Raw genomic sequence first — 21,394 nt, 5'->3', positions numbered from 1 at the left:
AAAAAGGAGCCCTTGGCTCCTTTTTACACTATTCACATGCTCACTCAGATACCGCTTTGTCCTGAGGGCTATTTTCGTAAATTAGAATAGGATCAGACTCGCCTTTGATAACAGTTTCATCCACAACTACTTTACTAACGTTATCAATAGAAGGTAACTCGTACATTGTATCAAGTAACACTCCCTCTACAATTGAACGAAGACCACGCGCACCCGTTTTTCTTTCCATCGCTTTACGGGCGATTGCTTTTAATGCATCTTCGCGGAACTCTAGTTCAACATCTTCCATCTTAAACAATGCAGCAAATTGTTTAGTTAGCGCATTCTTTGGCTCATTTAAGATTTGGATCAATGCATCTTCATCAAGCTCAGTTAACGTCGCCACCACTGGTAAGCGGCCGATAAACTCAGGAATCAAGCCGTATTTTACTAAATCTTCTGGCTCAACATCTTTAAAAGTTTCACTCAAAGAACGCGAAGCATCTGATGACTTAACATTTGCTCCAAACCCGATACCTGTATTTTTATGGCTGCGTTGCTCAATTACTTTATCTAAACCTGCAAATGCACCACCACAGATAAACAAGATTTTTGATGTATCAACTTGCAAAAACTCTTGCTGAGGGTGCTTGCGACCACCTTGTGGTGGGACTGAAGCGACTGTACCTTCAATCAATTTAAGTAACGCTTGCTGTACCCCTTCACCAGATACATCACGGGTAATAGATGGGTTATCTGATTTACGAGAAATCTTATCGATTTCATCAATGTATACAATACCACGCTGGGCTTTTTCTACATCGTAATCACATTTTTGCAGCAGCTTTTGAATGATATTTTCAACATCTTCGCCAACGTAGCCTGCCTCGGTCAACGTTGTTGCATCAGCCATAGTAAATGGCACATCCAGTAATCTTGCTAAGGTTTCTGCAAGTAATGTTTTACCACTACCTGTAGGACCTATTAGCAAAATGTTACTCTTGCTTAGCTCAACATCGTTCTTTGAACCTTGGCTACGTAGCCTTTTGTAATGATTGTATACCGCTACAGACAACACCTTCTTAGCATGTTCCTGACCGATAACATAATCGTCCAAGTGATTTCTAATCTCTTTTGGAACAGGAAGTTTGTCACCCGTATCATGTTTGGGTGCAATGTCCTTTATCTCTTCCCTAATGATGTCGTTACACAGTTCGACGCATTCATCGCAAATATATACCGAAGGGCCGGCAATCAACTTGCGTACTTCGTGCTGACTCTTACCACAGAAAGAGCAGTACAAGAGCTTGTTACTTTTGTCGCCGTCTGTTGGAGTATCTGACATTCAGCTACCTCTTATTTTCGTTGTTACCTAAGAATATGGTAACCATATACATGATTTTAACTATACCAAATAAAGTTCACTTTAGCATAGTTGCAGGATGAGGTTTCTTACCTCACCTGTAAGATTTACTTGATTTCTCTGCGTGTATGAACAGCATCAACAAGTCCATATTCAACCGCTTCGTGAGCACTCATGAAGTTATCTCTATCGGTGTCACGAGATACAACATCAAATGGCTGACCGGTATGCTCCGCCATTAAGCGGTTAAGCTTCTCCTTGATCGACAAGATTTCTTTCGCATGGATCTCGAAATCTGATGCTTGACCTTGAAACCCGCCCAGAGGCTGATGGATCATCACTCTTGAGTTCGGTAAACAATAACGCTTACCTTTGGCACCACCAGATAATAAAAATGCGCCCATACTTGCAGCTTGACCCACACACACGGTACTCACGTCTGGTTTGATAAAGTTCATTGTGTCATAGATAGACATACCAGCTGTTACCGAGCCACCCGGAGAATTAATATAAAGGAAAATATCTTTCTCAGGGCTTTCTGATTCTAAAAACAGCATTTGTGCTACGATCAAATTTGCCATTTGGTCTTCAACTTGACCGGTAAGAAAAATAATACGCTCTTTTAAAAGACGCGAATAGATATCGTAAGAGCGCTCACCTTTAGCTGTTTGTTCAACAACCATAGGTACTAATGCATTTAGAGGATCGATCATACCGTCATTCATATTTTTTATTCCTTAATCCGCAGCTTTCTAAACGGCTGCGTCTAGTTGGTATTTTGTGCCTACAAACAAAAATGGCTCGGATAGACTACAAACCATTGTAGAACATCTCGAGCCATTAAATCGTTAGCTTAGCTTTAAGTCAATGACTTATTAAGCACCTTGCTGCGGATTCATGATTTCATCAAATGCTTTAGCAACGTCTGAAACGCTTGCTGCTGCTAGAATTGCTTCAACTGCTTGCTCTTCCATCGCAACATTGCGCATTTGCTGCATCATTTGTTCGTTGCTCTTATAGTAAGCAACAACTTCTGTTGGATCTTCGTAAGCAGATGCTACAGTTTCGATTAGCTCGTCAACTTTCGCTTCATCAACTTTGATGTCGTTTGCTTTGATCACTTCACCAAGTAGTAGGCCCGTCTTAACGCGTGTTACTGCTTGCTCGTGGAATAACTCAGCTGGAAGCTCAGGCATGTTTTGCGCATTGCCACCAAAACGTTGTGCCGCCTGTTGACGTAATGCATCGATTTCTTGATCGATTAACGCTTTAGGAACTTCAGTTTCGTTGTGCTCTAGAAGACCTTTGATAGCTTGATCTTTAACGTTTGCTTTAACTGCTTGAGTAAGCTCACGTGTCATGTTCTTTTTAACTTCTTCTTTAAGGCCTTCAACACCGCCTTCAGCAACACCGAATTTAGTTGCGAATTCGTCGCTTAGCTCTGGAAGCTCTTGAACTTCAACTTTCTTCACTGTGATTGTGAATTGTGCAGGTTTACCTTTTAGGTTCTCTGCGTGGTATTCTTCAGGGAAAGTTACATCAGCAACAACTTCTTCACCTGCTTTTTTGCCTACGATACCCTCTTCAAAACCTGGGATCATGCGGCCTTGGCCTAGCTCAAGAGGGAAGTCTTCTGCTTTGCCGCCTTCAAACTCTTCACCGTCAACAGTACCTACGAAATCGATAGTAACTCTATCTTTCTCGCCTGCTGCTGCGTCACTTTCTACCCAAGTAGCGTGCTGCTTGCGAAGCGTTTCTAGCATGTTTGCTAAATCTTCATCAGTTACTTCTACAACTGGCTTTTCAACAGTGATTTTATCAAGGTCTTTTAATTCAACTTCTGGATATACTTCAAAAGTTGCATCGAATTCTAAATCTTTACCTGCTTCTAAAGATTTTGGTGCAAAAGAAGGCGCACCTGCAGGGTTGATTTTCTCAGCTACGATCGCCTCGATGTAGTTACGTTGCATTAATTCGCCCGCCACTTCTTGACGAACAGCTGCACCGAAACGCTTTGCGATAACAGACACTGGCACTTTACCAACACGGAAACCATCTATACGCTGAGTTTTAGACAGTTGTTGTAAGCGTTTTTTAACTTCAGTCTCAACGTTCTCTGCAGGAACGGTGATAGTCAGACGGCGCTCAAGGCCTTGAGTCGTCTCAACAGAAACTTGCATGATTTACCTCAATCTTCAATTTTGGCGACAACGCGCCTTCCTTACAAACAAGTTGCACATCATGCCGTAATCAGCCTAACAACGGAAGCCCGTTTTGAGCACTAATTGCATGTGTTGTTCTTGTTGCCTGCCCTTCATGGGCGCTATGTTAAACAATAGACGCGGCATTATAACCTATAAAACCGTTTAGTCGAGCTATCAGGATAAATTTATGAAGATTTAAGGCTTGAATGGTTAAAAGTTGGTTAATTAAATTAAGAAAAGGAGTACTAATGATTTCAAGAAAGTGGTCGGCGATGCAGGATTTGAACCTGCGACCCCTTGGACCCAAACCAAGTGCGCTACCAAACTGCGCTAATCGCCGATGCAGATAAAATGTATTCTTTTTGAAGAAGTGGTCGGCGATGCAGGATTTGAACCTGCGACCCCTTGGACCCAAACCAAGTGCGCTACCAAACTGCGCTAATCGCCGATGCAGATAAAATGTATTCTTTTTGAAGAAGTGGTCGGCGATGCAGGATTTGAACCTGCGACCCCTTGGACCCAAACCAAGTGCGCTACCAAACTGCGCTAATCGCCGACGGAGTATGTAGATGGGGCGACTGATGGGACTTGAACCCACGACAACCGGAATCACAATCCAGGGCTCTACCAACTGAGCTACAGCCGCCACTACATAGGGACTAAAATAAGAATGGCGCACCCTGAAGGATTCGAACCTTCGACCGACGCCTTAGAAGGGCGTTGCTCTATCCAGCTGAGCTAAGGGCGCATACGAACATCTTCATGTTGCTATTCTTATTTTAAAGTGGTCGGCGATGCAGGATTTGAACCTGCGACCCCTTGGACCCAAACCAAGTGCGCTACCAAACTGCGCTAATCGCCGATACCATTGTGTTGTTTTCGAGTGACCTCGTTGACAACGGGGTGCATAATAGTGATTTGGCCGAACTAGGTCAAACACTTTTTCAAAAAATCGTTTCAACTGACTACTTTTACTACAAAATGCTCAAGAAGTAGATCACTTTGCTGAAAATTAAACAATTTTGCTGTTCAAAGTGTCGCTGACAAGCATATATTATTAGCTAAAACGGCATATCAGCTTGGCGCTTGCACTGTTTTCTGAGAAAATAGCAAAATGATGCTACCTAACATTGTGAAGTAGCAATTTGAGCATAACCCCTATACGCTCACTATCGTTCAAGTTTTTAATCCCAAGAAAGGTCACCCATGACGGCAAACATCATAGATGGTAAGGCAATCGCCAAACAAGTACGCACAACAGTAACTAAACGTGTTGCCGAGCGCGTTGAGCAAGGTCTTCGCGCCCCAGGACTCGCAGTAGTATTAGTAGGACAAGATCCCGCTAGTCAAGTTTATGTCGGTTCAAAACGTAAAGCATGTGAAGAAGTCGGGTTTGTTTCAAAATCTTTTGACCTCCCAGGGGACACTAGCGAGCAGCAATTACTGGAGTTAGTTGATACTTTAAATAACGACTCTGAAGTAGACGGCATTTTGGTTCAATTACCCCTACCTAAAGGGTTAGATGCTGAAAAAATACTTGAGCGCATTCATCCGCATAAAGATGTCGATGGTTTTCACCCATATAATATAGGTCGCCTTGCTCAGAGAATGCCAGCGCTTAGACCCTGTACACCTAAAGGTATTATGACGTTACTTGATTCAACCGGTGTGCGTTATAAAGGAATGCACGCTGTTGTTGTGGGCGCTTCTAATATTGTGGGTCGTCCTATGTCGTTAGAACTTTTATTGGCAGGTTGTACAACGACCGTATGCCATAAGTTTACTCAAGATTTAGAAGCACATGTTAGACGAGCAGATTTATTAGTTGTTGCGGTTGGTAAGCCTGAATTCATTCCAGGTGATTGGGTTAAAGAGGGTGCTATCGTAATTGATGTTGGTATTAACCGCTTGGACTCAGGCAAGCTAGTCGGTGATGTGCAATACAGCGTTGCCGAACAAAACGCTAGCTTTATCACTCCCGTACCTGGCGGAGTTGGCCCGATGACAGTCGCGAGCTTAATTGAAAATACATTAGAGGCTTGTGAGAAATACCATAGCTAAACGCCCTTTCTCACTTGTACAAAACAAAAAGCCACACATTGTGTGGCTTTTTGTTTTCAATAGTAGCCCATCAGACTTGTGGAAATGGATACATATTGATGTAGTGCACAATTCTTGGCAGTTCAGCTAGATTGGGGCGACTACCATGCGGTAAAAACTGATGCCAAATAACCATGTCTCCTGCATTGGCACCGATAGCCTTAGAACCAAATTGATGGAAGTCTATCTCGTTCTGTTTGCCTTTATATTCTTCAACTTGCTTGGCTAACTGATGGTGAAAACCTGGCACAACTGTTAACGCTCCCTGCTCTGGTGCAGTATCGGTTAAATACACTATACCTTGTGTGCCAAACTTAAGCGGTTTGGAGAAGTTTAAATCCCAATGCAGGTCTGGGCCTGAAAATGGGTGGACTGGGGTTTGTGGCGGATTGAAGCCACATCTATCCGAAGACACAATCAGGTCTTCGGTATTCCATAATTGGCTATAGGCTTTATGAATTCGTTTTATGTTACGCGCTTGTGTTAGCGCAGGATGTTGAATCAAATCAACCATGATACCCGCACTCACCTTTAACTCGTACCACTGAGACGCCTGACTAAGATCTGCATTTAAGAAACCAGCAATCGCTTTGATAACGGCATCGCACTGCTTTAGATCCAATGCCTGCTTTACTACTACGTAGCCCTCTTCCTGCCATTGTTGTAGATCTTGTTCAGTTAATACATCAGGCATCGCAGCTATTTCGTCAAACAACTGCCGTATTGCTGCAGGCTGAGGCTCTCCCGTCAGATAAGCATTCACACGCTCCAAATTCAATTCTGTTGTGCAGTTGAACTGGGCTATGTGAGCTAGGAAACCTTCGAATGATGTTGTATTTGCATATACTGCGGATATGCCCTGATGTTGGCTAACACCCAGTAAATCAAATACGGCACGGTCAACTTCACTATCTAACGTACGCTCTGGGGCTGTTGCATTGAGCAACTGGGTATGCTGCCACCAAGTATTTTCTAGAGCCGATGTCAGGCCAAGCCGCTGCAAGGTGTTTTCCAATGATGTCATTAATATTCCTTCATGTTCGCGGTAATGCACAAAAGCCACTTAGAAGAGCGCTAGTCGCTTGAAATTTTGCTTATTATCAATCGCTGCTGGGTGATGAAGTCAAACTATGATAGAACAGTTTAGTCACCCTTTGTTGAGGCAACCAATCTGAATAGCTCAGCTCTAACTCAGCTAATGGCTCTGCCGCTATCACAGCATCTAAGCTTTGGTGCTTGTCTATCGCAACAAGCATAATGCCTTTAGCCCGTTCAAGAAGCGCTTTATATTCCAACAAACCGCTTTTATTCGTTACTGGACCGTGGCCTGGAATGACGGTGGTATTGTCATCAATATGCTCAAGTATATCCGCAACCGCTGCGATAACGCCGTCCAATGAACCACCGCTGTTCACATCCACATACGGCAAACTGTTCAGATTGAAGAAAATATCGCCCGTGTGTACCACATTTGCACGCTCATAAAAAATCACCGCGTCACCATCTGTATGGGCATTTTCATAATGCCAAATTTTGGCATTCTCACCATTAAAATGCAGCGTCATATCTTGACCAAAACTGATCACGGGCAAAAATTTCGAGCCCTCACCATGTTTATCTTTTAATCGGCGGTATACATTATTGTGTGCAATCACATGGCTACCCGCCTTGGCAAAATTCTCATTCCCGCCGGTGTGGTCACCATGGTAGTGCGTATTGATCACAAACTCTGGCACGCCCGGCTTCAGCTTACTCACTTGTGCCCTGATTTCTTCACTCAATTTTGCAAATTGATCATCCACAAGATAGATCCCGTCTTCACCAACGCTAATGGCTATATTTCCTCCTTGACCATAGAGTACGTGAAGATCCGGTGATAGCTGTCGCAATTTAAACTCTACAGTCGCATTTGCCGGGTGTGTGACACTCAATATCAACGGTAAAAAAAGTGTTTGCAAGATACGCTTCATAATCAAATCCATAACAAATATATTGGAAGGCGATTTATTTCAACCTGTTGATTAATAAGGTAGCTTATTTTTATATTGGAGGAAAGACTTCCCCTAATTCAGGGACTCTTAGAGTGGCTATGTTAACGATAGTAACTGGTTTTCATCGTTCGATAGAGCATGAAAACCAGTTACTAGGCGGGTTATTCTCTACTGGCTTTGATAGGGCCATGCGTTAGCTGCACATCAGGGTTTTGGCCTCGCTGGCGCAGCAAGTGATCCATCAAAGTAATCGCCATCATCGCCTCTGCGATAGGTATAGCGCGAATTCCCACACATGGGTCGTGACGTCCTTTGGTGATCATCTCTACCGCTTCATTTGCAGTGTTAATACTTTGTCCGGGGATGGTAATACTAGATGTCGGCTTGAGCGCAATTGAGGCAATAATGTCTTGCCCTGTTGAAATGCCCGCCAAAACTCCGCCTGCATGATTGCTGGTAAAGCCCTCAGGTGTTAACTCATCACGATGCTCTGAGCCTTTTTGCTCAACAACCGCAAATCCGTCCCCTATCTCAACCCCTTTTACCGCATTAATACTCATTAATGAATGGGCTATTTCTGCGTCTAAACGATCGAAAACTGGCTCACCTAAACCGACGGGTACGTTTTTAGCCACTACCATGACTTTTGCACCGACCGAATCGCCTGACTTTTTAAGCGCTCTCATATACTCATCAAGTTCATCTAACTTACGCTCATCAGGGAAGAAAAATGGATTTTGTTCAACAAGCTGCCAGTTAAACTGCTCAGCCTTGATTGGCCCTAATTGCGACAAACAAGCAGTGATCTCAATACCGTGTACTTGGCGGAGATACTTCTTTGCGATACCACCTGCCGCTACCCTAATTGCGGTTTCTCTAGCAGAAGAACGACCGCCGCCACGATAATCACGATGGCCGTATTTATGCCAATAAGTGTAATCACCATGGCCTGGGCGAAACACATCCGCTATCTTGCTGTAATCCTGAGAGCGCTGATCTGTATTTTCAATCAGTAAGCCAATGCTAGTGCCTGTTGTCTTACCTTCAAATACGCCAGAAAGAATCTTTATCTCATCCCCTTCTCTGCGCTGCGTAGTGTAGCGGCTTTGTCCGGGCTTTCGTCTGTCTAAATCAATTTGTAAATCAGCTTCACAAAGCTCAAGCCCTGCCGGTACACCGTCAACCACACCGCCTAAGGCAGGGCCGTGACTTTCTCCGAAGGTACTCACTTTAAAAAGTTGACCTATGCTATTACCTGCCATTATTTATCCTCATTCCAAATGACACCCTAAACTACTGAGTTGACTTATAAAGCATCCAACTCAGTCATTAAAATATTCGATTAATTGCTGTTTTGAAACCACGAACACTCCAAGACCACCATGCTCAAATTCAACCCATTCAAACGGTGCCCCCGGATACAGTGCTTCCATATGTACCATAGAGTTGCCTACTTCTACAAATAACCACCCATCGTCAGTTAAGTGTTCAGCTGCCTGCTGTAAAATTGCACGTGTTACATCTAAACCATCGTCACCTGAGGCCAAACCAAGTTCAGGCTCATGATGAAACTCATGAGGTAAGTCCGCCATATCTTCAGCATCAACATAAGGTGGGTTAGCCACGATTAAGTCATACTTTTGACCTTCAATACCGCTAAATACATCTGACTGAATCGCAAACACCTGATCTTGAAGCATGTAATCATCAATATTGATGTTTGCCACCTCTAACGCATCATATGAGATGTCAACTGCATCTACCTGTGCATCAGCAAAGGCTTGCGCGAGTGCTATCGCAATACAACCTGAGCCAGTACACATATCTAAGATGCGCGTAATAGGCTGTTCTTCTTTCAACCAAGGTGCAAACTTTTTATTGATGAGTTCCGCAAAGGGTGAGCGAGGCACCAATACTCTTTCATCTACATAAAAAGGCATCCCAGCAAACCATGCTTGATTCGTTAAATAAGCAACAGGAGTACGCTCTACAATGCGAGTTTCGATATAACTCAACAAACGTAATTTTTCGGTGTGAGTCAGCCGTGAGTTCATCAACTCTGCGGGTGTATCCAAAGGCAGGTTTAAAATAGGTAACACAAGGCTTACCGCTTCATCCCACGCATTATCAGTGCCATGGCCAAAAAATAGCCCTTCACTTGCAAACTGGCTGGTAGTCCAACGTAGCCAATCTCTGATTGTTAGTAAATCACTTACTGTTTCTTGCGTTAACGCTTCTGTTACCTGAAATTCGCTCATGTATTTATCTCAGTCATCATAATGTAATTGTTGCTATTGTAGCGGTTTTTAAGCTGGGTTTTTATGCTTTTTTTATTTAGAATGGCCCAATGAAAAAAGAACGCCCTAAATCCCACATGATAGATGATGCTGATCTAGATTTATTCCGCCAGTCCATCGCTGGTGCAACTAAGTATAAACAAGATACAGTGCGCTTTGAGAAGGCCCCTAGCAAGCCCAAACTAAATGAGCTTGCCAGTCAAAAAAAGCAGCATCAATCTGAGTTTTATTTTTCCGACGAATATATCCCTGACATTGATACCCATGGCACTGTCAATTATGTCAGACCCGGCGCTGACAGATACCTTGCGAAACAATTGCGCAGAGGGGATATTGCACCAGAGTTGATCCTCGACTTACATGGTCTAAACAAAGATCGTGTGAAGGAAGAATTGGCTGCGTTAATCCATGCCTGCAAAAAGCAACACTACTACTGTGCCTGTGTGGTACACGGAATTGGTGAGCACATATTAAAGCACAAAGTGCCGCAATATCTTGTTCAACACCCAGATATACTCGCGATGCATCAGGCTCCTTTAGAGTATGGTGGTAAGGGCGCGGTGCTTATTTTAGTTGACCTTCCTCAATCAAATGAATTTAGACGCTAAATTTAATTAACCTATGTTGTGGATAAGGGTTTTGATAAAACAAGAAGTTAATCCCTTACAGTTTTCGCATCCAGTGATGATATTTCGCTCAACATCAAAGCATTTTTGCGAAGTAATAGCGCGCTACTACAAGTAAAAATAACGACCAGAGTGTACAAAATAGCTTTATTTGGCCAATTCACTTATGCGCAGCTGAGGTTAATTAACTGGCTCATAGGCGCGCCATTGGTTAATATGCTTGATATCAAATATCGATAACGCATACATTAACAGGGTTCTTATGAACGAATTACTAAGTGCTGATCTTGCTATCATGCTTATTGAGCCATCTCCAACGCAACGAAAAATAATTACCAAAGAGCTGCAAGGCGAAGGAATCTTACACATTGATTTTGCCGACTCTATCGCTGATGCCAAAGCTCAACTACAAAGCAATATTCCTGATCTGATAATTTCCTGCCTTCACCTGCCCGATGGCAACGCGGTAGATATCCAGCATTACATCAATCACGACCTTAGCGAATATTCCATTCCATTTATGCTAATTTCCAGCGAAACACGAAAAGAGCAACTTGAGATATTCAAACAATCTGGCGTAATTGCCATTTTGCCCAAACCTTTTAACAAGCTGCATTTAGGCAAAGCTATCAACGCAACACTAGACATTTTATCTCCACAGGAGTTAGAACTGGACTTGTACGATATTCAAGATTTACGTGTGCTTGTTGTGGATGACTCTAAGCTGGCACGACAGTACATACTTAGGGTATTGACGAACTTAGGGGCAACCCGATTCACCGAGGCTGAAGATGGCGCTCAAGCGCTGGAAATACTACAAACACAGATGTTTGATTTAATCGTGACCGATTACAATATGCCACAAGTCAACGGCCAAGAGCTCACAGAGTCAATCCGTAACAGTGACAAGCATGCTCACATTCCCGTGCTTATGGTAACCTCAGAGGCTAATGATGCACATTTATCCAACATTATGCAGTCTGGCGTGAATGCATTATGTGACAAACCATTTGAGCCCGATACAGTGAAAAAGTTGATTTATCAGCTGCTTGAACAAGAAAGCTAAAATATCGTCTTTTTAACCACTTCGAGTGGTCAATTTAGCACTAGGTGATTTTGTTGACCACGACCAAAAACTTAAAATTCATTTAAAAACAATAATTTAAAATATTTTTATAATATGGCACAACCCTTGTAATAGTTATCACGACTAACAATGCAAAGGAGCAATATTATGAAAACTTTAACTAAACTAACTGCTGTCGTATTAATTGGTTGTGCAAGTGCAACGAGCTATGCGAACCCACTACAATCTGACACTACCGCCGAATTATCTAATGTGATCAGCAATGCCATCACTACAAGCATCAACCACAGCATTGAAGAACTAAAAGCTTCAACGCTTAAAGCGGTCGCGCATTCTCTAGATAATGCGTCCGAACAAGAAGCCACCGTTGCTAAATCAGAATCGACTCAAGTCAAAGAGGAAAGCTCACTATGAATTCTGAACTAATGTTATTGAGCTTACTTTCTCTACCAGTAATAAGCACATTTGTAGCATACGTGGGAGTTGAGCTGCTCCGCTTTGTAGGACAAAGACTGAGCATGGGGTAACACTATGGTAGTATCTAGATTAAACGAGGCGTGCAGGCAAATAAAAACCCGCCAAGCGGCGGGTTTTATAAAACGAAAGATGCCTTATTATAGCGCGCCTTCGTTTTCAGATAAGAACTTAGCAACACCTTCAGGACTTGCGTCCATACCAGATTTACCTTCAGTCCAACCTGCTGGACATACTTCACCGTGCTCGCTGTGGAACGCCAGTGCATCAACCATACGTAGCATTTCGTCGATGTTACGACCTAAAGGAAGATCGTTAACCACTTGGTGACGTACATTACCTTCTTCGTCGATTAGGAATGAACCACGGAATGCAACACCTGCTTCTGGATGCTCAACGTCATATGCTTTACAGATTTCATGTTTTACGTCTGCAACAAGTGCGTACTTAACTGGACCAATACCACCTTCGTTTACTGGTGTATTACGCCATGCGTTGTGTGAGAATTGTGAGTCAATTGAAACACCGATAACTTCAACGCCACGCTTCTGGAACTCTTCAAAACGCTTGTCAAATGCAATCAACTCAGAAGGACAAACAAAAGTGAAGTCTAGTGGGTAAAAGAACACTACTGCTTTTTTACCTTTGATGTTTTCATGTAGATTGTAGCTATCTACGATTTCGCCATTACCTAGTACCGCTGCTGCTGTAAAGTCTGGTGCCTGACGGCCAACTAATACACCCATTGTTTTCTCCAAATAGTTAGGTTTTTGTCCAATTATATCTAGCACATATCCATGCGCTAAAACTGTACTGACTATATTGAGGCTGTTTTAAAAAAAACAACCTCAAAAAAAATTTGGCCTCAGTTTATTCCTCATCACTGTAAAATAACAATCGAATAAAGCGATAACCACCATCTGTTTTTTTGATTAGTACTGAGTCTCCTATACAAAAAACGCCTCATTTTAGAGGCGTTGTTTGTTAGGCTGTTAGTCCATAATATTGTCTGGCATCTCACCACGGAGTTGTTGCCAAATCTCACCTGTTTTATGACCATACTTACGCATAAGTGAAATGGCACCATCGTGATTTTGCTCTTGGGCAAGCGATGTAAGATCTTTATAAAACTGTCTTGCAAGCTCCCGTGTACGTGCATCTGAAAAATAATGGCCACCGATTTTCGAGTATAAGCCCTTAAAGCCGTTGAGTACTAACACGTAAATGCGATTATTGCCTGCAATCGCTAACTGGTGGTGAACACGATAGTCATATTCAGCAAAAGCTTCTGCGGTATCTTCCAGCTCATCACTTTTAGATAAAATTTCAATCACTGACTGGGGATTAAACTTGATTGCGGCACGAGTATAAATTGCACTAATGTTCGTGCGCGCAGACAATAGCTGATCCGTGAGTTCAGGCATTTTGTCTTCATCCAAACGCGCTAAGGTCTCAAGGATGTTTAGACCCGACGTTTCCCAAAAGTTATTGACTCGCGTTGGTTTGCCATGTTGGATTGTTAGCCAGCCATCTCTAGCTAAGCGCTGCAATACCTCACGTAGAGTGGTTCTAGTAACGCCAATTAATTCAGACAGCTCTCGCTCGGCAGGTAAGATAGAACCTGGTGGAAACTCTCCGTTCCAAATAGATTCAACAATATACTCCTCAGCAAACCCTGCTGGACTCTTGGCTTTGAAAATTCTCATTTAGCACCACTTCTTTTAAAAATGACCGCACATTATGCAATCCACTGATTGTACCAGATGATTTTCAAGTAACAAGCAAAGAAAGCGATTAGCGCTCAGCATGCACTATAGCGAGATTAGTTGCAGCAAAAAGCGTTTATGACTCATAATAGCGACAAAAATAATACTCAGGAGTAGGTATGAACTGGTTAAGTGCACTGTCCTCATCTAAAAAGGCTTGGGCGTTGCTAGCGATAAGTGCAGGATTATTCGAAGTCACCGCATTGTATTTTCAATATGTAATGGGGCTAGAGCCTTGCATCATGTGTATTTATCAACGTACCGCTATGCTGGGTTTATTCGCAGCAGGCGTTGTGGGTTATTTATCTCCAACCAACTGGCAAGTAAAAGGAACTGGGTTCGCCATTTGGGGCATTAGTAGTATTTGGGGTTGGATGATTGCCCGAGAGCACATCAATATGCAAACGACCACAGACCCATTCGCTTTTACTTGTGACATTGTCCCTAACTTCCCAAGTTTTATGCCTTTGCATGAATGGTTCCCTGCATTTTTTGCTGCAACAGGTGACTGCGGAAACATCGACTGGTCTTTCCTATCACTCAGTATGCCAGGGTGGATGGAAATTATATTCGCGTTTTATAGTTTAAGCTTCATTGCTGTGTTGGCAGCAAGTATTTTGGTTCGTTCAAAATGATTATTCGCCTTAGCCAGATAAAATCTCTCGAGCGCTACAAGCTACGTGACAAACAACGTATCTTGGCAATCGCATTAGACGAAATGCCAGCCATGCGTAAAGTAGCACTACGCATTGCTAAGCTCACGGTATTAATACCTTTTTTTATCGCTTTGGCGTACGTGGAAGGATGGAGCTTGTTGCCTATTTTGCTGCTCGCCGGACTGAGCTACCCTCTACTCACCAGCCCTATTGAAATACAGTTTGCCAAACCATGGCTTAGCAACGCAGTTGACAAGTTTGAATCACAACAAGACTAAAAAGGGCCCTACGGCCCTTTAATCAATAATTAAAAACGAATCTTACCTTCTAATTTGGCAGCAATACGACTACCAATACCTTTGACTTGCTGTAACCCATCAAGGTCGACAAAGCGACCGTTTGTTTGACGGTAATCAATAATAGCTTGCGCTTTCTTTTGGCCAACCCCCGGCAGTTTTGCCAGCTCTTCAAGTGAGGCAGAGTTAACATCGACTAAGTGACCGCTGGAGTCAACAACTTTAACGCTAGTAGATTTGTTGAGCTGCTGAGCTGCTACATTATAGTTAAGCCCAAAGCCAATAATTAACGTTACGACGAGTATAATAGATTGCATCATAGTAGTTCCTTACTAGTTATGTTCCTTAATTAAGTCCTTTGTGTAAGTACTCATACAGCTAAGCTACTTACTATCAAGGAATATTAAATAAAGGAAATGTACCCTAATTTGTCAAGATGTATACCCATGAAAAATTCGTAGATCGTTTTCGTGTAATAAAGTAACGTTAAGCTGGCTAAGATAGATGGCAACGGTGAATAAAGCCTTGCATAATCCACCAGAAAGATTTACTGTATAAAAAAACAGTGTTTAGCAGGAGTGATCATGGCTGTTATTGTTAAGTATGTGGTTGAAAGAAACGGAGTCGAGCGCATGACCTTTACCAGTAAAAAAGAGGCTGATGCATACGACAAAATGTTAGACGTTGCAGAGTCGTTGGAGCAGATGCTGAGCAAAGTTGACGTCCCTCTTAGCGAACAACAAGTTGAATCGCTAGCACTTGAGATAGCAAAGCAAAAAGACGATTTTTTAGCTGTGCTTAAGGGCGGTAAGCCCGTTGCGACAAAAAAAGCTAAGCCCTCAGCCAAAACAAATACTGAGAATGTAACGCCGTTAAAAGAAGCGTAGCTCAAATTGATAATAAAAAAGCCGCTATTGCGGCTTATTTATTTGCGAGTCGCTTGTTACTTCAATACGTCAGCAACAGCATCCGCAAAGTAATTGATGTTTGCTTGGCTGATACCAGCTACGTTTACTCGGCTTGAGCCAACGATATAGATACCATACCCTTTTTGTAAACGGTCAATTTGTTCTTTGTTGATACCTAAGAACGAGAACATACCATTTTGCTTATCAATGAACGAGAAGTCTTGAGCAACGCCCTTAGCCGCTAAGCTATCTTTGATTAGCGTACGTAGCCCATTAATACGTGTTCGCATTTCGTCTAGCTCTTCATGCCACATTTGAGTAAGTTCTGAGCTGCTTAGAATGATGTTTACAATATCAGCACCATGCGCTGGCGGCATTGAATAGATACTACGTACAACACTTAACAACACCGAGTTTGAAATATCGGCCACAGCAGCATCTTTTGAGATAAGGGTACATGCACCTACACGCTCACGATATAAACCAAAGTTCTTAGAACATGAAGAGCAAATGATCAGTTCTTCAACCGTATCAGCAAGTAAACGCAAACCGTAAGCGTCTTGATCTAAGCTTGCACCAAAGCCTTGGTACGCAATATCAATCAATGGCGTGAAGCCGACTTCTTTTGCAAGGTCTGCAACAACCTGCCATTGCTCTGCATTCAGATCCATACCGCTTGGGTTGTGACAACATGCATGAAGTAGCACGATATCGCCTTTTGGCACTTGCTTAAGCGCAGCGATCATTTCATCAAACAGTAGACCTTTATTCTCGTAGTCGTAGTACGGGTATTCTTTAACCTGTAGACCAGCAGCCTCGAATAAACTGATGTGGTTTGCCCATGTTGGCGTGGTAACCCACACTGTCGCATTAGTATTACAACGTTTGATAAATTCTGCCGCTACACGTAACGCTCCCGTACCACCTGGAGTTTGAGCTGTGCGAACTCGATTAGCCAATAATGCGCTGTGCTCACCAAGAAGCAACGACTCCATTTTATGGCAAAAATCTAAGTTCCCAGCTAACCCAATGTAAGACTTTGTTTTTTCATTTTCTAGTCGAAATGCTTCCGCCTTTTTAACGGCACGTAGCACAGGTGTATCGCCCTGTTCGTCTTTATAAACCCCAACGCCTAAATCAATTTTGTTTGGGTTTGTATCTTGCTTGTAAGCTGCCATCAATCCTAGGATTGGATCTGTTGGTAGTGGTTTTAATTCACTGAACATGGGTCATCTCTTATTTTACGTTATATCAGCGAGCAATATCTGCACTGCACGGGCGCTAAGCATCGCTGAACACTAGGGTTTAAACTGGGCTCATATTAACATAAATATTGGTCAAAACGAGTCATATCACTCAGGTAGATACTGAGGAATTTTAATACACACAGCAATTAGTAAAGCTAGTACACTCGGTGTAAAAAAATCTTTGCTAAACGCTTCAGCATCAATAATACCAATACAGTTGTTTGCATTATCAAACAATGGTAAACACGCTTCCGCCTGTACTTTTGGGTCACACGTATAATACTCGCCGCCGTTATCAACATATGCCGCAACATCGTTGATAACTCGAGCATGGCCGCTGATCACCACCTGCACATTATTACTGGTGGCAGCAAATTGCTCATTAACAGGAAACAATGGCCTGCTCGGTGCGCCGTGGTATGCAAGTTTCAATAACTGCGCACCTTGTGATGTCTCACGAGTTTGATATATACCAAACCAGTCCACATTCGTTTGTCTTTGTACAAAAGCCACAATGGACTGTAACTTAGCTAACGCTTGTGAGGTTTGCTCGTCTTGTGGCAGTAATGAATTGAGTTCAAAAGGCTCATCCTGAAGGTAGCCAAATAAACTACATGCACCGCCTTCGCCAAGCTCAGGAATACGATAGGCCCACACCGCATCCTGCCAGTTACTTTGGTCCTGCAAAAATTCATCTAATTGAGATAGAGCCAATTCAACATCGGCGGGCTCTACATTAAGAGCCGATTGAGTTAGGTAAGAAGAAACCATCTAGCCATCCAAACATCTAAAAACAACGATAGACTAGCACGCTAATAAAGCTTTGCAAATAGAAATTATTGCAAAGAATAAACTATTTTTACTTCATTTCCTTGCACATTAAATTGAATGTCACATGACATTTCCTGAAGTAAGCGCAACCCTCGGCCGTACTCCAATTGCAGGTTGTCGTCTTTGCTGTCCTTAATCCTAAACCCGCTACCTGAGTCAGAGATTATAAATTCCAACAAGCTATCTTTGGGCACGTACTTAACGTGAATACTGATCAAAGCGTTTTCTAGTTGAGTAAGCGCTTTTTCTCTTAATTGATAGTATTCTATAAAGCCATCTTCTCTATTTTTAATGTCTGAATCTAAACCAAGCACGCCATGGTCAACAGCATTGTTATATGCCTCTGAAAGCAGTAGAAAGATGTTTGACCTGTGTTCACTCACACCTTCGATTTTACTCAGTACGTCAACCAACTCTAATATTGGATCTGTACTCACAATACATTGCGCATCAATTTGCACACCGAATTCAAAAGGGATTTTCGAGTATACAATAGGAGCTTGTTGGGCTTTTTCGCTTGCTAAACAATTGATAATCGCAATGCTCAGATCATCTTGCTGCGCGCTATGTTCTGAAAAGCTATGGACGAGTTGTATAACTTGCTCAGTCGAAATATTGTGACGGCTTCGTAATGCCTCTTTTAATCGACTTTCACCAAACATTTCACCTTGCTTATTTTCTGTTTCGATTATGCCATCGGTCGCCATTACCAATCGCTGGTTTGCTTTGACTTCTAGATGAATCGTCGTACGTTCAAATTCATCATCGCTCAAGATCCCCAAAGCCATATGCTGCGATTCTAATGTTTGAACGACATCGCCCTGCTCATCAATCAAATACAAATCTGGCATACCGCCTAACCAAGCAGATACACTTTTCCCCGACTCACTCAGCTCCACGATTGCTGCGGCGCAAAACATGTTGCTTGGTAGCAATGTGTTCAGCACACCATTTAACTCAAATGCAATGTCATTTACCGCCATTCCCTTGCTAACCATTGCATAAAAAATACGTGACGCAGGCAATGCACCGACCGCCGCGGCTAAGCCGTGCCCTGTAAAATCACCGAGCAGGCAATAAAATCCACCCATAGGACTCTTTGCCATCAAGAACATATCACCATTGAACATAGAAGCAGGTGAAAGGTGATAGTCACAATACTTATGAAATTTTGATGATTGGTCGAGTGCATTACTGAAAATGTGCTCAACTATTTCATGTTCTCGCTCAATTTGATTGTAGTGATACTCTAGCTGCTTTTTCTGTTGGTTTGCCTCTTGGCTTAACCTTCGAGTTCGGGCATGAGCACGGATCTTGGCCGATAAGATCACTCTGTCGAAAGGTTTATGAATAAAATCATCGCCACCTACAGCCAAACACTTTTCAAAACTTTCATGATCTTCAAGGGTGGTGATAAAAATGACGGGTAAATATACATCCCCTGCCAACTCTTTAATTTTCGGTGCAGCTTCAAAACCGTTCATTACTGGCATAAGAACATCAAGCAGCACCACATCAACTTTACACTGCTTCATCAACTCAATTGCCTGAGCCCCATCATTGGCTACAACAACGTCATACTCTTGTTGCTCTAACATGGTTTTTAGCAAGATACAGTTTAACGGCTGATCATCAACGACCAATACACGCACAGTTACGGCTCCTGATTAAAGGTGTGTCAGTCAATATCAAACTTTTTATCAAACCTTGATATTTGCAATATTTTCTTTAGCTGCGGACGACAATTGGTAATTTGAATGGTATCGATGGAATCTGCGAGCGTTTTTTTCATGTTTAGCAGCATACCCAACGCAGAACTATCCATGTAATCGGTTTCTCTCAAGTCAACCACTACTTTCTCAGTTTGTTCACCAACATCGGCATACGCCTGACGAAATGACTGTACTAGGTTGAAGTCAAACTTCCCTCTAATTTGTATTGTTAATATCTTACCGTCTGCCGAAGAATTCTTGCTCAAACTCATGTTAAGCTCCTAATATATTGAGAATTTACTATCCAATGCACTGACTTAAATATAAACGCTTTATTCAGTTTAGCCACAAATAAGTCACTATGAGCAAATTAACGCACTTTTTTCGCTTCTTGATTCCACCAGCCTAAAAACTACAGCTATGAAATAGATTAGTGTTATGATCTGAGCATTATTCTTTTTAAGCTGTGAGAGAAAAATGTCTGATAGTCGTTTAGTTTATTCAACAGAAACGGGCCGTATTGATACCAAGGAACCAAAAAAGGAAGTGGAGTCAAAAGTATTCAAAGATGGATTCGTAAGAATTGAGAGACAAACAAAAGGGAGAAAAGGCAAAGGCGTTATGTTGGTTGTGGGTATTGATGCGCAGCAACACGACCTAAAAAAGCTGGCCAAAACACTCAAGAGTAAAATGGGCCAAGGTGGCGCTTTGAAAGATGGTGTGATTGAAATTCAAGGTGACGACAGAGAAAAGCTCAAACAAATATTAGAAACGCTTAAGTTCAAAGTAAAAATTGCTGGCGGTTAAATCGGCGCTATTTACCCATACCAGAGGGGTGGGTCGAACTCCTCTGCTAACCTCCAAATAACTACACATTCCCCTGTTACAAAATTATACCTGTACGCGATACTTATGTAATATCGCATGAGCCATAGTCACACCAAGTCTTTAACCAAGGACAAAAAGATAAATTCAGCTAAGAGCTCTTAACCTTTTGATTAATTAAGCTTTGTTTATTTCTCATCACGGTGAGTAGAAATTGAATGAGCTTTTTAACGTTAGGCAAAGACTGTTTATTTGGGTGAGTTAATACCCACAAGTCAGCAAATGAGTCTGAACTGGGCGCAAATTCAACTAACTGCGGAAAATGCTGTGCGATGTAATGCGCTCCCCTGATCATACCCAATCCATTTTCGGCTGCTTGATGGCGCAAAACTAAGTCTTCAATAACTAAATTGACCGAAGCATTTGGAAATGGTGTTTCAGCCAACCAAGCAGGGCGAGATTGACTGTGTGCAACTATCCAAGTGATATCTTTCTCACTGCGATTGTTCAGATAATCTCGGTGCATAAAGTAACCAAGCGAAATGGGACACAAACGATGCCCGACCAAGTAATCATCGAGCTGTTCTGATGCACGAACGACCACATCTGCCTCGCTACTATCTAAGTCACTTAACGCATAGGTGGTGTTAATATTGAGCAGAATGTCAGGGTACAGCGCTTGAAACTCACTCAACACGTCCATTAGCACAAACTGTAAGATTGCAGGAGGTAAAGACAGGTTAACCTGTTGCTTAGCCTGCTTAATAGTGGATTGGATCGCTGGTAGCTGGCTTTGTAACTGAGCTTGCATCGCTTTTGCTGTGGTAAGTAGCTGCTCCCCAAGCTCACTAAAAACCAGTTTGTTTTGTGTTGTTGTACATACAGCAATGGGATAACGCTGGTTGAGACTATGCAGTCTGCGCGCGACGGTTGTATGGTTTATCCCCAACAGCTTGGCCGCCCCGCGCAGGGTGTGTGCGCTGTTTAATGCCAGTAGTAATTGAAAGTCATCCCAGCTTTGCATACATCATA

Annotated in this window: 23 protein-coding genes and 6 tRNA genes; 8 read left to right on the top strand and 21 right to left on the bottom strand. The window is 42.5% G+C overall.

Features of this window, described 5'->3' with window-relative positions; translation table 11 throughout:
- Positions 1-40: 40 nt before the first annotated feature.
- From clpX to BET10_RS06890, 9 genes are all read right to left on the bottom strand, one after another.
- Positions 41-1,324, bottom strand: a complete 1,284-nt coding sequence (gene clpX, locus BET10_RS06930) for an ATP-dependent protease ATP-binding subunit ClpX (RefSeq protein WP_070984346.1) — start codon at positions 1,322-1,324, stop codon at positions 41-43.
- A 125-nt stretch (positions 1,325-1,449) separates the two neighbouring features.
- Positions 1,450-2,067 (bottom strand): ATP-dependent Clp endopeptidase proteolytic subunit ClpP, encoded by a 618-nt coding sequence (clpP, locus tag BET10_RS06925; RefSeq protein ID WP_070984343.1) that lies wholly within the window; start codon positions 2,065-2,067, stop codon positions 1,450-1,452.
- 150 nt (positions 2,068-2,217) lie between these two features.
- Entirely contained in the window at positions 2,218-3,522 is a 1,305-nt protein-coding gene (gene tig / locus BET10_RS06920) for a trigger factor (RefSeq protein WP_070984341.1), read from the bottom strand.
- Between the two features lie 287 nt (positions 3,523-3,809).
- A tRNA-Pro gene (locus BET10_RS06915) sits at positions 3,810-3,886 on the bottom strand.
- A gap of 31 nt (positions 3,887-3,917) precedes the next feature.
- A tRNA-Pro gene (locus tag BET10_RS06910) sits at positions 3,918-3,994 on the bottom strand.
- A 31-nt stretch (positions 3,995-4,025) separates the two neighbouring features.
- Positions 4,026-4,102, bottom strand: a tRNA-Pro gene (locus BET10_RS06905).
- 14 nt (positions 4,103-4,116) lie between these two features.
- A tRNA-His gene (locus BET10_RS06900) sits at positions 4,117-4,192 on the bottom strand.
- 25 nt (positions 4,193-4,217) lie between these two features.
- A tRNA-Arg gene (locus BET10_RS06895) sits at positions 4,218-4,294 on the bottom strand.
- A gap of 37 nt (positions 4,295-4,331) precedes the next feature.
- Positions 4,332-4,408: transfer RNA gene (locus BET10_RS06890), tRNA-Pro, on the bottom strand.
- Between the two features lie 344 nt (positions 4,409-4,752).
- Between BET10_RS06890 and folD the strand changes: the two genes are divergently transcribed.
- Positions 4,753-5,607 (top strand): bifunctional methylenetetrahydrofolate dehydrogenase/methenyltetrahydrofolate cyclohydrolase FolD, encoded by an 855-nt coding sequence (folD, locus tag BET10_RS06885; RefSeq protein WP_070984338.1) that lies wholly within the window; start codon positions 4,753-4,755, stop codon positions 5,605-5,607.
- 70 nt (positions 5,608-5,677) lie between these two features.
- Here folD and BET10_RS06880 read toward each other — a convergent pair whose 3' ends face one another.
- From BET10_RS06880 to prmB, 4 genes are all read right to left on the bottom strand, one after another.
- The gene (locus tag BET10_RS06880; RefSeq protein ID WP_070984335.1) at positions 5,678-6,670 is read right to left on the bottom strand and encodes a phytanoyl-CoA dioxygenase family protein; all 993 of its coding nucleotides are present in this window, start codon (positions 6,668-6,670) and stop codon (positions 5,678-5,680) included.
- Between the two features lie 76 nt (positions 6,671-6,746).
- Entirely contained in the window at positions 6,747-7,616 is an 870-nt protein-coding gene (locus BET10_RS06875) for an MBL fold metallo-hydrolase (RefSeq protein ID WP_070984333.1), read from the bottom strand.
- Between the two features lie 182 nt (positions 7,617-7,798).
- Positions 7,799-8,899: a chorismate synthase gene (gene aroC, locus BET10_RS06870; protein ID WP_070984331.1), complete on the bottom strand. Its 1,101-nt coding sequence runs from the start codon at positions 8,897-8,899 to the stop codon at positions 7,799-7,801.
- A gap of 60 nt (positions 8,900-8,959) precedes the next feature.
- The gene (prmB, locus tag BET10_RS06865) at positions 8,960-9,895 is read right to left on the bottom strand and encodes a 50S ribosomal protein L3 N(5)-glutamine methyltransferase (protein ID WP_070984329.1); all 936 of its coding nucleotides are present in this window, start codon (positions 9,893-9,895) and stop codon (positions 8,960-8,962) included.
- 89 nt (positions 9,896-9,984) lie between these two features.
- Between prmB and smrB the strand changes: the two genes are divergently transcribed.
- The 3 genes from smrB (at position 9,985) to BET10_RS06850 (ending at position 12,061) form a co-directional block, all read left to right on the top strand.
- A complete protein-coding gene (smrB, locus tag BET10_RS06860) occupies positions 9,985-10,542 on the top strand; it encodes an endonuclease SmrB (protein WP_070984327.1) in 558 nt (185 codons plus the stop codon).
- 280 nt (positions 10,543-10,822) lie between these two features.
- Positions 10,823-11,626, top strand: coding sequence for a response regulator (locus BET10_RS06855; RefSeq protein WP_070984325.1), 804 nt, complete (start codon positions 10,823-10,825; stop codon positions 11,624-11,626).
- Between the two features lie 168 nt (positions 11,627-11,794).
- Entirely contained in the window at positions 11,795-12,061 is a 267-nt protein-coding gene (locus tag BET10_RS06850) for a hypothetical protein (protein ID WP_070984323.1), read from the top strand.
- 200 nt (positions 12,062-12,261) lie between these two features.
- Here the strand turns inward: BET10_RS06850 and BET10_RS06845 are convergent, their stop codons facing one another.
- Together BET10_RS06845 and fadR are read right to left on the bottom strand one after the other, a co-directional pair.
- On the bottom strand, positions 12,262-12,867 hold the full coding sequence (locus BET10_RS06845) for a peroxiredoxin C (RefSeq protein WP_070984321.1): 606 nt from the start codon (positions 12,865-12,867) through the stop codon (positions 12,262-12,264).
- Positions 12,868-13,113: 246 nt separating this feature from the next.
- Positions 13,114-13,827, bottom strand: a complete 714-nt coding sequence (gene fadR / locus BET10_RS06840) for a fatty acid metabolism transcriptional regulator FadR (protein ID WP_070984319.1) — start codon at positions 13,825-13,827, stop codon at positions 13,114-13,116.
- Between the two features lie 179 nt (positions 13,828-14,006).
- On the opposite strand from fadR, the gene dsbB reads away from it, so the two are divergent.
- Together dsbB and BET10_RS06830 are read left to right on the top strand one after the other, a co-directional pair.
- Positions 14,007-14,522: a disulfide bond formation protein DsbB gene (gene dsbB / locus BET10_RS06835; RefSeq protein WP_070984317.1), complete on the top strand. Its 516-nt coding sequence runs from the start codon at positions 14,007-14,009 to the stop codon at positions 14,520-14,522.
- On the top strand, positions 14,519-14,821 hold the full coding sequence (locus tag BET10_RS06830) for a hypothetical protein (protein ID WP_070984316.1): 303 nt from the start codon (positions 14,519-14,521) through the stop codon (positions 14,819-14,821). Before dsbB ends, BET10_RS06830 begins: the two co-directional genes overlap by 4 nt.
- A 29-nt stretch (positions 14,822-14,850) precedes the next feature.
- Here the strand turns inward: BET10_RS06830 and BET10_RS06825 are convergent, their stop codons facing one another.
- Positions 14,851-15,159, bottom strand: coding sequence for a ComEA family DNA-binding protein (locus tag BET10_RS06825; protein WP_083330461.1), 309 nt, complete (start codon positions 15,157-15,159; stop codon positions 14,851-14,853).
- Between the two features lie 264 nt (positions 15,160-15,423).
- Here BET10_RS06825 and BET10_RS06820 point away from each other — a divergent pair, with 264 nt between their 5' ends.
- A complete protein-coding gene (locus BET10_RS06820; RefSeq protein WP_070984315.1) occupies positions 15,424-15,726 on the top strand; it encodes a YebG family protein in 303 nt (100 codons plus the stop codon).
- A 56-nt stretch (positions 15,727-15,782) separates the two neighbouring features.
- Here the strand turns inward: BET10_RS06820 and BET10_RS06815 are convergent, their stop codons facing one another.
- The 4 genes from BET10_RS06815 to BET10_RS06800 form a co-directional block, all read right to left on the bottom strand.
- The gene (locus tag BET10_RS06815; protein WP_070984314.1) at positions 15,783-16,973 is read right to left on the bottom strand and encodes an amino acid aminotransferase; all 1,191 of its coding nucleotides are present in this window, start codon (positions 16,971-16,973) and stop codon (positions 15,783-15,785) included.
- Positions 16,974-17,099: 126 nt separating this feature from the next.
- On the bottom strand, positions 17,100-17,765 hold the full coding sequence (locus BET10_RS06810; protein ID WP_070984313.1) for a GAF domain-containing protein: 666 nt from the start codon (positions 17,763-17,765) through the stop codon (positions 17,100-17,102).
- Between the two features lie 65 nt (positions 17,766-17,830).
- Positions 17,831-19,477 carry a fused response regulator/phosphatase gene (locus BET10_RS06805; RefSeq protein ID WP_070984312.1) on the bottom strand — a complete coding sequence of 549 codons (1,647 nt, stop codon included), beginning with the start codon at positions 19,475-19,477 and terminating at the stop codon, positions 17,831-17,833.
- A 26-nt stretch (positions 19,478-19,503) separates the two neighbouring features.
- Entirely contained in the window at positions 19,504-19,809 is a 306-nt protein-coding gene (locus tag BET10_RS06800) for an STAS domain-containing protein (protein WP_070984311.1), read from the bottom strand.
- Positions 19,810-20,014: 205 nt separating this feature from the next.
- Here BET10_RS06800 and BET10_RS06795 point away from each other — a divergent pair, with 205 nt between their 5' ends.
- Positions 20,015-20,344, top strand: coding sequence for an SUI1 family translation initiation factor (locus BET10_RS06795; RefSeq protein ID WP_070984309.1), 330 nt, complete (start codon positions 20,015-20,017; stop codon positions 20,342-20,344).
- Between the two features lie 169 nt (positions 20,345-20,513).
- Here BET10_RS06795 and BET10_RS06790 read toward each other — a convergent pair whose 3' ends face one another.
- Positions 20,514-21,386, bottom strand: coding sequence for a LysR family transcriptional regulator (locus BET10_RS06790; protein ID WP_070984307.1), 873 nt, complete (start codon positions 21,384-21,386; stop codon positions 20,514-20,516).
- Between the last annotated feature and the right edge of the window lie 8 nt (positions 21,387-21,394).

The sequence above is a fragment of the Pseudoalteromonas amylolytica genome, from assembly GCF_001854605.1.
In the GTDB taxonomy this organism is placed as follows: Bacteria; Pseudomonadota; Gammaproteobacteria; order Enterobacterales; family Alteromonadaceae; genus Pseudoalteromonas; species Pseudoalteromonas amylolytica.
Note: the sequence above shows the minus strand (reverse complement) of the source record. Positions and strands in the feature narration are given on the sequence as shown.

What these genes read in the sequence shown, in the direction of transcription:
- clpX (WP_070984346.1), bottom strand. Translation starts at nt 1,324, where the DNA reads ATGTCAGATACTCCAACAGACGGCGACAAAAGTAACAAGCTCTTGTAC.
- clpP (WP_070984343.1), bottom strand. Translation starts at nt 2,067, where the DNA reads ATGAATGACGGTATGATCGATCCTCTAAATGCATTAGTACCTATGGTT.
- tig (WP_070984341.1), bottom strand. Translation starts at nt 3,522, where the DNA reads ATGCAAGTTTCTGTTGAGACGACTCAAGGCCTTGAGCGCCGTCTGACT.
- folD (WP_070984338.1), top strand. Translation starts at nt 4,753, where the DNA reads ATGACGGCAAACATCATAGATGGTAAGGCAATCGCCAAACAAGTACGC.
- BET10_RS06880 (WP_070984335.1), bottom strand. Translation starts at nt 6,670, where the DNA reads ATGACATCATTGGAAAACACCTTGCAGCGGCTTGGCCTGACATCGGCT.
- BET10_RS06875 (WP_070984333.1), bottom strand. Translation starts at nt 7,616, where the DNA reads ATGAAGCGTATCTTGCAAACACTTTTTTTACCGTTGATATTGAGTGTC.
- aroC (WP_070984331.1), bottom strand. Translation starts at nt 8,899, where the DNA reads ATGGCAGGTAATAGCATAGGTCAACTTTTTAAAGTGAGTACCTTCGGA.
- prmB (WP_070984329.1), bottom strand. Translation starts at nt 9,895, where the DNA reads ATGAGCGAATTTCAGGTAACAGAAGCGTTAACGCAAGAAACAGTAAGT.
- smrB (WP_070984327.1), top strand. Translation starts at nt 9,985, where the DNA reads ATGAAAAAAGAACGCCCTAAATCCCACATGATAGATGATGCTGATCTA.
- BET10_RS06855 (WP_070984325.1), top strand. Translation starts at nt 10,823, where the DNA reads ATGAACGAATTACTAAGTGCTGATCTTGCTATCATGCTTATTGAGCCA.
- BET10_RS06850 (WP_070984323.1), top strand. Translation starts at nt 11,795, where the DNA reads ATGAAAACTTTAACTAAACTAACTGCTGTCGTATTAATTGGTTGTGCA.
- BET10_RS06845 (WP_070984321.1), bottom strand. Translation starts at nt 12,867, where the DNA reads ATGGGTGTATTAGTTGGCCGTCAGGCACCAGACTTTACAGCAGCAGCG.
- fadR (WP_070984319.1), bottom strand. Translation starts at nt 13,827, where the DNA reads ATGAGAATTTTCAAAGCCAAGAGTCCAGCAGGGTTTGCTGAGGAGTAT.
- dsbB (WP_070984317.1), top strand. Translation starts at nt 14,007, where the DNA reads ATGAACTGGTTAAGTGCACTGTCCTCATCTAAAAAGGCTTGGGCGTTG.
- BET10_RS06830 (WP_070984316.1), top strand. Translation starts at nt 14,519, where the DNA reads ATGATTATTCGCCTTAGCCAGATAAAATCTCTCGAGCGCTACAAGCTA.
- BET10_RS06825 (WP_083330461.1), bottom strand. Translation starts at nt 15,159, where the DNA reads ATGATGCAATCTATTATACTCGTCGTAACGTTAATTATTGGCTTTGGG.
- BET10_RS06820 (WP_070984315.1), top strand. Translation starts at nt 15,424, where the DNA reads ATGGCTGTTATTGTTAAGTATGTGGTTGAAAGAAACGGAGTCGAGCGC.
- BET10_RS06815 (WP_070984314.1), bottom strand. Translation starts at nt 16,973, where the DNA reads ATGTTCAGTGAATTAAAACCACTACCAACAGATCCAATCCTAGGATTG.
- BET10_RS06810 (WP_070984313.1), bottom strand. Translation starts at nt 17,765, where the DNA reads ATGGTTTCTTCTTACCTAACTCAATCGGCTCTTAATGTAGAGCCCGCC.
- BET10_RS06800 (WP_070984311.1), bottom strand. Translation starts at nt 19,809, where the DNA reads ATGAGTTTGAGCAAGAATTCTTCGGCAGACGGTAAGATATTAACAATA.
- BET10_RS06795 (WP_070984309.1), top strand. Translation starts at nt 20,015, where the DNA reads ATGTCTGATAGTCGTTTAGTTTATTCAACAGAAACGGGCCGTATTGAT.
- BET10_RS06790 (WP_070984307.1), bottom strand. Translation starts at nt 21,386, where the DNA reads ATGCAAAGCTGGGATGACTTTCAATTACTACTGGCATTAAACAGCGCA.